Annotated in this window: 13 protein-coding genes; 11 read left to right on the forward strand and 2 right to left on the reverse strand. The window is 54.2% G+C overall.

What is annotated here, in order from left to right:
• Positions 1-47 precede the first annotated feature (47 nt).
• The 3 genes from trxA (at position 48) to ACR0AD_RS08770 (ending at position 1,151) form a co-directional block, all read left to right on the forward strand.
• Positions 48-368, forward strand: a complete 321-nt coding sequence (gene trxA, locus ACR0AD_RS08760) for a thioredoxin (protein ID WP_209505247.1) — start codon at positions 48-50, stop codon at positions 366-368.
• Positions 369-441: 73 nt separating this feature from the next.
• The gene (locus ACR0AD_RS08765) at positions 442-792 is read left to right on the forward strand and encodes a Lin0512 family protein (RefSeq protein ID WP_480486881.1); all 351 of its coding nucleotides are present in this window, start codon (positions 442-444) and stop codon (positions 790-792) included.
• A complete protein-coding gene (locus ACR0AD_RS08770; RefSeq protein ID WP_480482586.1) occupies positions 789-1,151 on the forward strand; it encodes a Lin0512 family protein in 363 nt (120 codons plus the stop codon). The genes ACR0AD_RS08765 and ACR0AD_RS08770 overlap by 4 nt, the downstream gene beginning before the upstream one ends.
• Before the next feature lie 62 nt (positions 1,152-1,213).
• Here ACR0AD_RS08770 and ACR0AD_RS08775 read toward each other — a convergent pair whose 3' ends face one another.
• On the reverse strand, positions 1,214-1,408 hold the full coding sequence (locus tag ACR0AD_RS08775; RefSeq protein ID WP_209505251.1) for a DUF1127 domain-containing protein: 195 nt from the start codon (positions 1,406-1,408) through the stop codon (positions 1,214-1,216).
• Between the two features lie 197 nt (positions 1,409-1,605).
• Between ACR0AD_RS08775 and hslV the strand changes: the two genes are divergently transcribed.
• On the forward strand, positions 1,606-2,163 hold the full coding sequence (hslV, locus tag ACR0AD_RS08780; RefSeq protein WP_480482584.1) for an ATP-dependent protease subunit HslV: 558 nt from the start codon (positions 1,606-1,608) through the stop codon (positions 2,161-2,163).
• On the opposite strand, the gene ACR0AD_RS08785 is transcribed toward hslV, so the two are convergent.
• Positions 2,155-3,396: an MFS transporter gene (locus ACR0AD_RS08785; protein WP_480486882.1), complete on the reverse strand. Its 1,242-nt coding sequence runs from the start codon at positions 3,394-3,396 to the stop codon at positions 2,155-2,157. The genes hslV and ACR0AD_RS08785 overlap by 9 nt on opposite strands.
• A 191-nt stretch (positions 3,397-3,587) precedes the next feature.
• Between ACR0AD_RS08785 and hslU the strand changes: the two genes are divergently transcribed.
• From hslU to ACR0AD_RS08820, 7 genes are all read left to right on the forward strand, one after another.
• A complete protein-coding gene (gene hslU / locus ACR0AD_RS08790) occupies positions 3,588-4,895 on the forward strand; it encodes an ATP-dependent protease ATPase subunit HslU (RefSeq protein WP_480474422.1) in 1,308 nt (435 codons plus the stop codon).
• Between the two features lie 262 nt (positions 4,896-5,157).
• Positions 5,158-6,576 (forward strand): mannose-1-phosphate guanylyltransferase/mannose-6-phosphate isomerase, encoded by a 1,419-nt coding sequence (locus ACR0AD_RS08795; protein WP_480486884.1) that lies wholly within the window; start codon positions 5,158-5,160, stop codon positions 6,574-6,576.
• 53 nt (positions 6,577-6,629) lie between these two features.
• Entirely contained in the window at positions 6,630-7,910 is a 1,281-nt protein-coding gene (locus ACR0AD_RS08800) for a glycosyltransferase family 4 protein (RefSeq protein ID WP_480486886.1), read from the forward strand.
• Between the two features lie 342 nt (positions 7,911-8,252).
• On the forward strand, positions 8,253-9,740 hold the full coding sequence (locus ACR0AD_RS08805; RefSeq protein WP_480486888.1) for a glycosyltransferase family 4 protein: 1,488 nt from the start codon (positions 8,253-8,255) through the stop codon (positions 9,738-9,740).
• 240 nt (positions 9,741-9,980) lie between these two features.
• Positions 9,981-11,018, forward strand: coding sequence for a GDP-mannose 4,6-dehydratase (gene gmd, locus ACR0AD_RS08810; protein WP_480486890.1), 1,038 nt, complete (start codon positions 9,981-9,983; stop codon positions 11,016-11,018).
• Positions 11,018-11,911, forward strand: a complete 894-nt coding sequence (locus ACR0AD_RS08815) for an NAD-dependent epimerase/dehydratase family protein (protein WP_480482568.1) — start codon at positions 11,018-11,020, stop codon at positions 11,909-11,911. The genes gmd and ACR0AD_RS08815 overlap by 1 nt, the downstream gene beginning before the upstream one ends.
• Positions 11,912-12,295: 384 nt before the next feature.
• Positions 12,296-14,311, forward strand: a complete 2,016-nt coding sequence (locus tag ACR0AD_RS08820; protein WP_480486891.1) for an FkbM family methyltransferase — start codon at positions 12,296-12,298, stop codon at positions 14,309-14,311.
• The last annotated feature ends 8 nt before the right edge of the window (positions 14,312-14,319 follow it).

Genomic DNA, 14,319 nt, shown 5'->3' on the forward strand with positions numbered 1-14,319 from the left:
CGCCCCTACCTTCACAGCCCAAGCGCATTTCATTCAGGAGACATAATATGTCGACCGTAGCCGTCACCGACGAAACCTTTGACGCCGAAGTCAAGAACTCGGACGTTCCAGTTGTAGTGGATTTCTGGGCCGAATGGTGCGGACCCTGTAAGCAGATTGGTCCCGCACTGGAAGAGCTGGCCGCTGAATATGGCGGCAAGGTCAAGATCGCCAAGGTGGACGTGGACAACAACCCGAACTCTGCCGCCGCCATGGGCGTGCGCGGCATCCCGGCGCTGTTCATCTTCAAGGACGGTCAGGTTGTATCGAATCGCGCAGGCGCTGCCCCCAAAGCCGCGCTGCAAAGCTGGATCGACGAATCCATCTGATCTGGCGATAACAGATTGTTCAAAAGGCGTCTCAGATCGGGGCGCCTTTTTTGTTGAAGCAGCGGGGAAGCCAATGGCAAAAACGCGCGTTCTTGTAGAGTTCGGGATGGGCACATCCCTGCGCCGGATGGACTATACCGAGGCGTCGCTGCGGGCGATCAGAGACGCGCTGTGGCACAACTCGGTCAATATGGCCGAGCTGTTTGGTTTCCCGAAAGAGGTGATGATCATCGATGCCGAAATCGGCGTGCAGCAGCCGGATCAAGTGGATACCGACGCCCTCAAAGCCGTTTTCCCTTATGGCCAGCCCAACATTACCGTCACAAAGGGTGGGCTGGACATCGAAAAACCGCATGGCGACGGCCACACGGTCATCGCCAATGCTGCACTGATCGTTTCTTTCGACATGGAACCGACGCAATGAGTGAAAAGCGGATCATCCTGGAAATGGGCACTGGCAATGACCTTTATGGTCAGGATTATACCAAAGCAGCCCGCCGCGCGGTTCAGGACGCGCTGCATCATTCATCCATCACGCTGTTTTCAAAACTGGGGATCGATCACAACGAAATGCGCGTGCGCGTGACAATCGGCGTTCAGAATCCGGAACAGGTGAACTGCGAGCTGGTTGCTGTCGACTTGCCACGGGGCCGGGCCGAGGTTCGCGCGGTTAAAGGTGGTATGGATATCGCCGATGAAGAAGCTGGCACTCTGCACGTCATTGCAACTGCCGCGGTCGAGGCCTTTTTACCCGATCTTGCCGGGAAATACGCCCAGGGCTGAGCAACGAAAAAGCCGCTCGGAAATCCGGGCGGCTGGTTCGGTTTGACGATCTGTCGGTTGGATCAGATTTTAGCGATATCCGCGCGGCTCAGACCGATATCGTCCAGCTGCGTGTCGCTGAGTTCCGACAGAAGGTTCCGTGTTTTACGGGCTTCATTCCATGCGACAACATTGTCGAATGCATTGATGAAAACGTCCGCCACGTGCAGGATGGTAGCTGCTCCGAGCGGCGCATGAATATTAGCTGTAGTTGCCATGTGCGCAGTCCTTATTGAAGAAACAGCCGACCCGTCGTCGGTTGTGAGCCTCATCTAGTACCGCTTGGCCGGACTCACAATTGCTGGTCCGGTAACCCCGATTTGCATTTTTTGCATATCTTTTGGGCAGTTTGGCAATGGGTTGCGCCAACAACCGGTCCGGCCCATATATACCGCCAGCAAAAGCGGAGACGATCATGGCAGATAGCGACTTTCCCGGTTGGCACGGCACAACGATTATTGGCGTCAAGAAGGACGGTCATGTCGTCATTGCCGGCGACGGTCAGGTGAGTCTGGGTCAGACGGTGATCAAGGGCACTGCGCGCAAGGTGCGCCGCCTGTCTCCCGGAGGGTTCGAGGTCGTGGCAGGTTTTGCCGGATCGACAGCGGATGCCTTCACATTGCTGGAACGGCTCGAAGCCAAGCTTGAGGCTACGCCCGGTCAACTGGCCCGCGCCTCGGTTGAACTCGCCAAGGACTGGCGCACCGACAAGTATCTGCAAAAGCTTGAGGCGATGCTGATCGTGACAGACGGCAGGGATCTGCTGGTCATCACCGGGGCAGGGGACGTTCTGGAACCCGAACACAATGTGGCGGCCATCGGTTCGGGAGGCAATTTCGCTCTGGCCGCCGCGCGTGCCATGATGGACAGCGACAAATCCGCAGAAGACATCGCCCGGCAATCCATGGCCATCGCAGCAGATATCTGCGTCTACACCAATGGCAACCTGACGGTTGAGACGATCTCAGGCTAAAAGCGCCTTGATCTCTTTGCCTTTCCATCGGCGGTGCATGCCGACCAGCCCCAGGATCGCTGCAACGATCACGATGTAATAGGGCACGCGGATATCGATGCTCATCAACCCGCCACCGATCAATGACATGATCCCCCCCGCAAGACAGAACACGGCGGTGGCCACGCCCATGGCCCAGCCCTGATCCGCCTCGCTCACGCTTGAGGAGAACAGGCCCAACAGCGTTGGATAGGCGATGCCGAACAGGAAATAGAAGAAAAACACGGGGACATAGCTGAATACACCGCTTGGGCTGAAGGCAAAGGCAAACCCGCAAATGACCATCACCACAAGCGACGTGTAAATGATCGCGTGTTTGCTGAACCTTTCCTGGGCAGGCTTCACCAGGAACGTACTGGAAAAGGCCAACGCCACACCGATGACAACCATCGCCACGCTGCCCCCGATGACCCCATACCCGAATGCGCTGGTCAGGAAATTGTCGACAAACACGTAGAATGTGACATTGGCGATCATGAAAAACGAATAGACCGGCAAGATTTTCAGAACCAAAGGGTGTTCGCCAACTGCGATCAGACTGTCGGTAATATCGCGGGGACGAAACACAAAGGGCTCGCGCTTGGTTCGGGTGTCCTTGAAAAACAGAAGCACCAGAAGAATCGCGATCAACACCAACACGAACGCGCCATAGAACGGGGTTTTCAGCGTGGCAAAGCCGCCAAACAGCGCCGAATCCGACAAAACCGCGCCGATGATCGGCCCGCCGACAAGGCCAAAGCTGACACCTGTCACGATGTAGCCCATGTTTCGGTCCCGGTCAGACGCGTCAGTGCTGCCATCGATCATCGCTGCCTGCGCGATGGGCTGATTGCCCGCAGTGAACCCGGTAATCGAACGGCCGACGATCAGCAGAAGCAGGTTATTGAGATAAAGCGCCACAATGGTCAGCGCATATCCGGCCAACGCCCCCCCAAGGCAGACCAGCAGCGCATTCTTTCGCCCGATCGAGTCAGACACTTTCGAGACATAAACAACACCCAGAAACCACGACAGGAAAAAGCATCCGATCACCAGACCATAGTAAAAATGCCTACGGCCCACTGGCGTGCTTTCCGGCAGAAAACCCGAGCTCGTTTCCATGATCAACGAATTGATGATGGGAAAGACCAGACCTTGCCCAATCAGATCCACAAACACCACAAACAACAGGGTAATCTTGGCAATCTTCGTCATTCTGTATGCTCCTGACGCTCGTAACCCTGACGCAACCGTAACAGAGGGTTCGTGTTTTCCCCAAGCAAAGGATTTGCAAACCGCATGAGGCATTGTTAACCAACGCGGCCAAGACCCGCGGTTTGCTTGTTTTCATCAAAGCCATGATTACCTAGACCGCATCACGCAAATACGACCGAGAGGATTGCCCTTTGACCGACCTGACCCCGCGCGAGATTGTCTCGGAACTGGATCGATTCATTATCGGGCAAAAGGATGCCAAGCGCGCTGTGGCCGTTGCCCTGCGCAACCGCTGGCGCCGCAAGCAGTTGCCGGACGATATTCGCGAAGAGGTGTATCCAAAAAATATCCTGATGATCGGCCCCACCGGTGTCGGCAAGACCGAGATCAGCCGCCGCCTGGCCAAGCTGGCGCGCGCACCCTTTATCAAGGTCGAAGCCACGAAGTTCACCGAGGTTGGCTATGTCGGCCGCGACGTGGAACAAATCATCCGCGATCTGGCCGATGCCGCCATTCTGCAAACACGGGAATTCATGCGCGAAGACGTCAAGGCCAAAGCCTATCAGGCCGCCGAAGACCGCGTGATTGACGCCATCGCTGGTACGGATGCCCGTGAAGGCACACGAGAGATGTTCCGCAAAAAGCTCAAGGCGGGTGAACTGGATGAAACGGTCATCGAACTGGACGTCGCGGACAGTTCAAACCCAATGCCGATGTTCGATATCCCAGGACAACCTGGCAGTCAGATGGGGATGATGAATCTGGGCGATATCTTTGGCAAGGCGTTTGCCGGGCGCACTGTCAGGAAACGTCTGACTGTCGCCGAAAGCTATGACGTGCTGATTGGAGAAGAGGCAGACAAGCTGCTGGACGATGAGACGGTCACCCGCACCGCATTGGAATCGGTGGAACAGAATGGCATCGTTTTTCTGGACGAGATTGACAAGGTCTGTGCCCGCACAGAAGCGCGTGGCGGTGATGTAAGTCGCGAAGGGGTGCAGCGCGACCTGCTGCCTCTGATCGAAGGCACAACCGTCTCGACAAAACACGGTCCGGTGAAAACCGACCACATCCTGTTCATCGCATCCGGTGCGTTCCATATTGCCAAACCGTCAGACCTTTTGCCCGAGCTGCAAGGCCGTCTGCCCATCCGGGTAGAGCTGCGCGCGCTGACCGAGGAAGACTTCGTGCGCATCCTGACTGAAACAGACAACGCACTGACCCGGCAGTATACAGCCCTCATGGCCACCGAAGAGGTCACGGTTGGGTTTACCGAGGATGGTATTGCCGCCTTGGCACGGATCGCAGCCGACGTGAACCAGAGCATTGAAAACATTGGTGCGCGGCGGCTTTATACTGTCATGGAGCGGGTCTTTGAAGAGCTGTCATTCACTGCACCAGACAGGGCCGGAACAGAAATAACTGTCGACGCACAATTCGTGGACGACAATCTGGGTGAATTGACCAAATCAGCAGATTTGAGCCGTTACGTTTTGTAGCTGCTCGGGTCCGATACTGCCGCTTTTCCCTTTTGCCAACTGGAAGCGTGGCGGTTTGTCTGAGGCACGCCACGTTGGAGGCACGTGGCGATCGAACCTCAACTGGGAAATTGAGGCCGAAATGCCTGGACAATGCGGTCTCAGGGGGCAGGTGTTTAGCGTTTTTTCGCCAAAACGTACCCAGTGGTAGTGGAACAACCTTGAAATTGCGCCCTTAAGTTGACACTAGGCACTTGCATTTATTGGCAAAGGTTATCTGATCGTGTCCATCACTCCTGTTCTTCTTTGCGGTGGTTCTGGCACCCGTCTTTGGCCGCTGTCCCGGAAATCCTATCCCAAGCAGTTTACAGCGATCACCGGGGACGAGACCCTGTTTCAATCCTCGGCCCGGCGCGTGTCAGGGTCGGACTATGATGCACCAGTAGTGGTGACCGGATCTGATTTCCGGTTTATCGTGACTGAACAATTGCAGGCGGCTGGCATTGATCCAGGCACGATTCTGATTGAACCTGAGGGGCGCAACACCGCGCCGGCGGTTCTGGCGGCAGCCCTCCATGTGGCAAAGTCCGACCCCGAAGCCCTATTGCTGGTTCAGCCCTCCGACCATGTTGTACCTGATGCTGACGCCTTTCGTGCAGCCGTGGCTGCAGGTATTCCAGCAGCCCAAGCCGGGCAGTTGGTAACCTTTGGGATAACACCGGATCGGCCCGAGACCGGCTATGGCTATCTTAAACTGGCTGGAGCACCGGAGGGCACCGCTCCTGTCAAACTCGACAGCTTTGTCGAGAAACCAGATGTTGAAACCGCCTCTGCGATGATGGCCGACGGCAAGCATCTGTGGAATGGTGGCATTTTTCTTTTCAGGGCCTGTGACGTCATCGCCGCTTTTGAAACCCACGCCCCGACACTGATGGCTCCGGTCCGGGCCGCTTGCGAAGCTGCCAAAACGGATTTGGGTTTTCTACGGCTGGACCCAGAGGCCTGGAAGCAGGCCGAAGATATCTCGATCGACTATGCGGTGATGGAAAAGGCCGACAACCTGAGCGTTGTTCCATTTTCTGCTGGCTGGTCTGACCTGGGTGACTGGGGTTCGGTTTGGCGTGAGGCGGGACCGGATGACAACGGAGTTGTGGCCACAGGTAATGCGACCTCAATAGACTGTAATGACACGCTTTTGCGTTCTGAGGCGGGTAATTTGGAAGTGGTCGGCATCGGCCTGAAGGACATAATCGCTGTGGCTACATCCGACGCGGTTTTGGTGGCGGACAAATCCCGTGCGCAAGACGTGAAGAAGGCTGTCGAGGCGCTCAAAGTCAAGGGCGCAAGCCAGGCCACCATTTTTCCCAAGGATTTCCGCCCGTGGGGTTGGTTTGAAAGCCTGGTGGTTGGCGGACGTTTTCAGGTCAAGCGTATTCATGTACACCCCGGCGCAGCACTATCGCTACAAAGCCATCACCACCGGTCCGAACACTGGATTGTTGTTGAGGGAACCGCGAAGGTGACCGTCGATGACGACGTCAAGCTGGTCACTGAAAACCAGTCCGTATACATTCCGCTTGGCGCTGTGCATCGCATGGAAAACCCAGGCAAGGTTCCAATGGTGCTGATCGAAGTGCAGACCGGAAGCTATCTGGGCGAAGATGACATCATCCGCTATGAGGACGTCTATTCCAGGGTCTAGGACACGGTTGGATAACCGCTTTAGACTGACCGGGTGGCCGAAGGAAAACGGAAATGGAAAACGATCTCAATGCAGCCAAGAAGCGGCAGGTTGTCTATGACCTGACCGAGGTGCTTTTAGCCTCGACCGGTAAGCTGCGTTATTACGGGATCGCCAGGGTCGTTGCCGAGATTGGCACTGAGCTCAGAAAACAGGACGCGTCCGTCAGATTCGCCGTTTTCTCGCAGGGTCATAATGAACTTCTAGAAGTATTCCCAACCATACGAGCAGATGGTGGCGTTGACCTGAACGTTCCAATCGGTATCCGGCAATTGCGCGTGCGCAGTCACCACTACACCAAGTCAATTATGAGGGATCTGGTGCTGGCGGCCGTCAGACCGCTGGTCGGGCGCAGAAACCGCAAAGCCTGGGAGGCGATAGCCCCAGACATGACGCCCATCGACATGTCTGGAAAGACGTTGGTGAGTTGTGGGCGGCCCAAGTTGATCGTTGAAATCCTGTGCACTCTGGATCGTAAAGGGGTTTCTTGCGATATCATTCCATTGCTGCATGACATGATCCCCATGCACGATTTTGAACACCAGCTGGCAAGTTTCCCGCGCAACTTCATAGGGGATAACCAACTGCTGGTTTCCCGCGCCAAGGCGCTGTTAACAAACTCCGAATTTACGCGACAGGAAGTTCTGGACTTCTCCGAAAAAGGTGTTCTGCCGGAAGCGCCAGAGGTCTACGCAGTCCCCTTGGTTCATGAATGCCCCGAGGGAACCGAGCAATCCGAGCAAGATATTCCGGATAATCCATATATCATGACAGTTGGATCGATGCTGGGCCGCAAGAACCTGGATGTCGTATTCGAAGCATTGCGCATTCTGAAGCGTGACGGGAAAGACGTACCCACTTTGGTTCTGGCAGGGGCGTTGCGTCACAAAACAAGCACCTATCTGCAATCAGACGAATGCACAACGATCCGTGAGCACGTGGTCTTCCGCGAGAACCCCAATCAGACAGACCTTGTAAACCTGTACAAGAATGCTTTGGCACTTGTCATGCCTAGCCGAATGGAGGGCTGGGGTTTACCCGCCGGTGAAGCCTTGTGGTTCGGTACACCAGCGCTTTGCTCTACTGCGGCGGTTCTGAAAGAAGTGTGCGGAGATCTTGGTGTCTATTTCGATCCAGATCGGCCTGATCAACTTGCAAACCATATCACAAGGCTGCTGACAGATCCGGAGTTCGCTCAGAACCTTCGCGCACGCATTGCTGCGCATAAACCGCAGCTTCGCGCTTGGTCGAACGTTGCAGCGGACGTGCGAGCGGTATTGCAAAGACTGGACTAACGGGACCGTTACCCATCCCGGCAATAGAGCCCATAAACTTTGAAAGGACTGTCATGCCTGGCAATTCCCCTCTAAAATGTCACGTGGTTTTGGTCCAATCGACCTCGGCGCTGCGCGCAGGTCTCAGCATTACTCGGCATTCTGTCAGGCAGACGCCACACTCGCCGTCAAGAGTCAGCCCTTCTGTTGTGTGAACCTCAATTTTCCAGAAAAGCGCGATTACTTGCTCATGAAGTCGAGTTAGTCGCAAAAGCCCTTAAAATCAGTACACTTCGGTATTACTGCGAAACAATCCAAGAAGATGAGACCACTTCATCTGGCAGACTGCATGGAGAGTAAGCTATGAACGCCCCTACGTTTAACCAAGATGGCAAAAAAGTATTCTTCGATATCTCAGGACTAATCGACTATATCAAAAAAGTTGATCGCTACTCGGGCATTCAGCGTGTTGTTGTTGAGTTGATCTCAGAGTTTTCTAAACTAAGCGATCCAAAGCTTGTTTACCTTTGTTGGTGCGATGCAAACTCCGGTGTTCAGCGCTGTTTGCTTCTGGAGGAAATGGGTCGAGAAACCCTTACGTCGCCAGCTAAGCTGCGGCAGATTTTCTATCCTTGGAAATCCGCGCGCTCAAATCTTCCAATGTTGGACGGGTACCGGAACCGCCCTGCAAAGTATTTCTTCCACCGCACCAAATTGGATGTGATGAGCTTTCTCAGAAGAGAGTCCGTATTTCGAAAAAAGGACATGTCATCAGAGATGTGGCGCGCGGCCCGGCGGAAGAAAGCACCAGTCGAAACCTCGGGGTCTCGCCGAACCGAGCAACCTTTGTTCGATGTGGCAATAGAAGGTGACCATCTTGTGCTTCTGGACAGCAGTTGGCTGGCGCGCCACACTCAGGCGTTCAAAAAGGCGAAAGCGAATGGGATGGAAGTACATTCGCTGGTGTACGATCTGATCCCTATCGTGGCACCACAGTTTACAGCTGGAAGCATGCCTTATGTATTTTATGACTGGCTTTTAGACAGTCGGGAGTACACAAGCCGCTACATGACAATCTCTGAGGCGACCCGGCAGGATCTTTTACGCTTTTTTCAAGCACACGATATCCAGAGAAATGCGACCGCTGTTCCCTTGGCGCAGGCGGGGTTGTCCAAGATTGGGCTCGAAGACGAGAATGCCCAGAAACAAGGGCCCGTGTCTTCGCGGATTTCGTTCGACGCTTTCCCCCATCTTGAAGACGCCAGCCAGCTAAGTGTCCACCTGCGGAAAATTATTGGTGAGCCTTATGCGCTTTGTGTTGGTACGGTCGAACCACGCAAGAATATCTGGCGCACCGCGATGGCGTGGAAGTACCTTGTTGATCAGGGCCATGTTGATCTGCCTAAGCTTGTGTTTGCCGGCCGCAAAGGCTGGCTTACAGACGAGTTCGATAACCTATTAGAGGGGACAGGCGATATATACGGCTATGTAAGCATGGTTGACGGACCAACAGATGAGGAGCTTGGCGTCCTTTACAAGAACTGCCAGTTCGTGCTGATGCCGAGTGTTTACGAGGGATGGGGCCTGCCCGTGGGCGAGGCGTTGGCCTACGGAAAAACGGCCGTAGTCGCCCAGAATAGCTCGCTCGTCGAAGTAGGAATGGATCTTGTTGAATATTGTGATGCAATGAGCGTCCAAAGCATCGGCGAGGCCGTCTTAAGGCTCAATAACGCTGCCCACCGTTCAGAACTGGAAGAAAAAATCAAAACCGCGCCACTGCGCAGTTGGTCAGATGTGGCTCGGGATATGGGGCGGGCAATGTACGCACCCAAAAAAACCGATGCATATTGACGTCTTTCACGACTTATCGCAGGCCCAATCTTTCATCAGAAAGTCCGCGCTCTTGGTTCTAAGCTTGGGTTCGCAGGTTTCAATTCCAATACAGAGCTTTGAATTGGCCAGTTTTGTAGCCCTTGCGCGTGAAATAATACTAAAGCGGTCTTGCACACACTACTAAGTTGACAAAAAAGCACTGCTCATGTCGGCCAGGATTTTCCGACAGGCAAAAGACAAAACAGAAAGGGATTAAGAGTGACAAAAACTGCTATCGTCACAGGTATCACAGGACAGGATGGTGCCTATCTCGCTCAGCTGTTGCTGAACAAGGGTTATAACGTCGTGGGGACCTTCCGTCGGGTTGTTTCCACGAATTTCTGGCGCATTGAAGAGCTTGGTATTCGTAACCATCCCAATCTGGATCTGTCGGAACTCGACCTGACTGACATGGGGACAATGATCCGGCTTATTCAGAAGGTGGAACCGGATGAGATCTATAACTTGGCGGCTCAAAGCTTTGTGGGCGTCTCGTTTGAACAACCGCACACAACCGCACAGATCACCGGCGTTGGCGCACTTTATTTGCTGGAAGCTATCAGAATAGTGAACCCCAAAATCCGGTTCTACCAGGCTTCCACTTCCGAAATGTTCGGCAAGGTTCAGGAAGTACCGCAGCGCGAGACGACTCCGTTCTGGCCGCGCAGCCCCTACGGTGTTGCCAAACTATACGCGCATTGGATGACCATCAATTATCGAGAAAGCTACGATATATTCGGCAGCTCAGGCATTCTGTTCAACCACGAAAGCCCTTTGCGAGGGTTGGAGTTCGTAACACGCAAAATCACTGACGCGGTTGCCAAAATCAAACTGGGTCAACTTGATTGCCTTGAGCTGGGCAATCTTGACGCAAAGCGCGATTGGGGGTTTGCCCGGGACTACGTGGATGGCATGTGGCGTATGCTGCAAGCTGATGAACCCGATACATTTGTACTGGCGACCGGTCGCACCGAGACAGTGCGGGATTTTGTCGCCATGGCTTTCAAGAGCGCGGGTATCGAGCTGCGTTTTGAAGGTGAAGGTGAGAAAGAAGTGGCGGTGGACGCCGAGGGCAGCCGTGTTCTTGTGAGGATTAGCCCCAAATTCTATCGCCCTGCTGAAGTGGATTTGCTGATTGGCGACGCGAGCAAGGCAAAACAAGAGCTTGGTTGGGAGGCGACAACATCTTTGGAGGAACTCTGCCAGATGATGGTTGAGGCGGATCTTGCACGTAACGAAAAGGGTGTGTCCTTTTGATGCCGGCACCCCGAGTTCTGATTACCGGACGCTATGGCTTTACCGGACACTATGCCGCAATAGAGCTTGCAGAAGCAGGGTGGGACGTTTGGGGCACCGGAACAAATCCGGCCCCCAAGCCTGATTCCCAATATCTGGAAGCAGATTTGACAGATTCATCGGGTCTAGAGCAGGTCATTACCCATGTCGCTCCGGACGCGGTGCTGCATTTGGCAGGGGTCGCATTTGTGGCACACGGAACCGCCGAGAGCTTTTATCAGGTCAATCTAATGGGGACGCGGTGCTTACTAGAAGCGCTTGCCAACACCGGACATGGCCGCAAAGCCGTCGTTCTGGCCAGTAGCGCGAATATCTATGGTAACGCCGCCGTGCCATCCATAGGGGAATCTACCCCCCCGGCACCTGTTAACGATTACGCGGTTTCAAAACTTGCAATGGAGCACATGGCCCGGCTGTATAACGACCGTCTTCCTGTCGTTATTGCCCGACCATTCAATTATACCGGTCTTGGCCAGGACCCCAAGTTTCTTGTTCCCAAGATCGTTTCTCATTTCCGGCGTAAGCAGCCACAGATAGAATTGGGAAACCTGGATGTCGCGCGGGACTTTTCCGATGTACGCGATGTTGCGCGAGTATACAGGTTGCTTCTGGAAAACGCGCCCGAAGGTGAAACCGTGAATATCTGCTCCGGTAAAGCAACCGCGCTGGCAGAGATTCTGGACATGTGCCGAACCATAACCGGCCATGAGATCGAGGTGGTGTCTAATCCTGCCTTTATGCGTGCACAAGAAATCAAGGTTCTGATGGGCGATCCCACACTTCTGGAAAACCTGATCCCGATCGGCATCCGTCACACTCTGGAAGAGACGCTGAAATGGATGCTGAAGGAGTGACCTGAAGCATCTCGATTGCCGCCGCCAGAGGTTCTTGGCAGAACAATCGGCCGTAGCATCCGGATACCATCGCCAACTGGATTGTATATGAACTGCAGGAAAAGGTGATTGGATCTCTGATTCACATCACCGTTTATGGCCGTCTACTTTCTTATCCAGAACGGCTTGGGGTCAGAGTGATATCAGATTAAGGGTGTTTTGATCCTTCGCCGATCACACCTAAGCTGGCAGATCCTCTGACCTAATACGTAACGCGAAGGAACGCGTGATTTCCGAGCCAGAAACGGGATGACCTCTGTCCTGACTTGTACTAACAATCAGGTAAATATCCGAGAAAAGCGCGATCATCTCGGACAAAACCATGCAAATGTGAAAGTACGGAGTATGACTGACACCTTCTATCGCGATTTCGAGGCACGATTTCGTGGCGATCCTTCTCTTATTCGGGAGCGTTTGCGAGTATACCAGCCCTTCCTGTCGCCACTCGCCGCTCAGAAAGGGGACGCACAGGCGCTTGATCTGGGATGCGGTCGAGGTGAATGGCTGGAAATTCTGGAAGAGGCTGGCCTGAGTGCACGTGGCGTCGATATCGACAAGGGGATGCTTGATATCGCTCACCAAAAAGGTCTGGCGGTTGAACAGATGGAGGCGCTGCCGGCGTTGAAAGCGCTGCCAGACAACACGCTTGCCCTAGTGTCCGCATTTCATTTGATCGAGCATCTGCCTTTTGACGATATTCGCGAACTGGTAACAGAGGCGCACCGTGTTTTGCGCCCTGGTGGGCTTTTGATTTTGGAAACACCCAATCCGGAAAATCCACTTGTTAGCTTGGTCAATTTTCATCTTGACCCTACGCACTTGCGACCGCTGCCTCCGGGGTTAACCAGTTTTCTCACCGAGCATGTCGGGTTCGAGCGCAACGTGATTCTTCGTTTGCAGGGCAGTGAGCCAAGAGAGGAAACAGCTGCTCATTTGATCAGTCTTTTCACAGATGTTTCGCTTGATTATGCAGTGGTAGCACAGGTTGATGGACCAGAGATCGATGCTCTGGATGAGGCGTTTTCGCTTCGAATTGGGATGGACCTGATCCAAGGTGTCTACCGGTTTGACAGAGCATTATCAGAGATTCACCGGGCGCTGGGCAACGTTCCACCTCTCGCCACGGAAGTGTCGAGCCTTCGCGATGATATCATGCAACTGCAAAGAGCGCACACAATGACCCAAGTTCAACCCAAGCGTGGAGCGCTTGAAAAAATGCTGTTCCGCACAACGAACGGGCGTCCAGTCCGGACATTGCGGAGGCTGCTCTTCCACGCGAGCGGTAAGCCGCGCGGGATATTTCGTAGGTGGGTATTGAATCACGACGGATCTCCTCGGCGCCAATTCCAGCAATGGATGGCAAGCCCGGAATATCTGGCGCTACACTGGCCGACGAGCCAACGCTTGAACGCAGCACCTAAATCCTCAGAAGACGATGGCAACGGGGCAACTTTCCTTTCAGGGGAGGCTGAAATCTCGACAACAAAATGGGCTTCACCCGAACCCTTCGTGCAAAACTCGGAACTCGTCATGTCGCGCGGTGCCGAAGGAGGGCACTGGATAACGCACCGAAATGATTCCGTGATTGGCGGGTCTCTTCGTCAGACTGGCCAGTTCCAGGAGCACGCCATTGATGATGTAATGCAGATTCTTGCCCAAAATGGGCATGAAATCGCGACGTCATGTTTCGTGGATATCGGAGCGAATATCGGCTCCCATTCGATCCATGCGGCACGGCGTGGTTTTGACCGCGTTATCGCTTTTGAACCAGACCCGCAAAACTTTCGACTTTTGCGCGCTAACACATTCCTGCACGAGGTAGATCACAAGGTGTCCTGCCACCAAATGGCAGTATCGGACAGAAACGGCACGATGCAGATGGAGCTCTCGCCTTCCAATTTCGGAGACCATCGCCTTCGCGTCTCAGGCGACATCGCGAATAATCTACATGATGAGGGCGATTGGATCCTTCAGGATGTGCCGGTTCGGACCTTTGACAGTTTAGTCGAGGATGGCCTGCTGCCTGAAGACGGGCCCGATTTGATTTGGATCGATACGCAAGGGCATGAAGGTCACGTGCTGGCCTGTGCAAAAAGAATGGCCACAATGCGTTGCCCGGTTGTGCTTGAGTTTTGGCCCTATGGTCTTGAGCGTTCCGGGGGTTACAAAATGTTACGCGACGCAATCGCATCACGCGACGATATCCGGGTCATTGATCTTGGCACATCTAACCCGAATAGCCTAAACCAGCAATCTCTTGATGCGCTTGATCAGATGTACGAGGCATTGCGGCAAGGCGAGTCCAAGGCCGGTTCTCCGCATACTGATCTTTTGCTGATGCCAAATCTTACAGGCTCTTGATACCATTG

The organism is Ruegeria sp. BH8 (assembly GCF_056538065.1).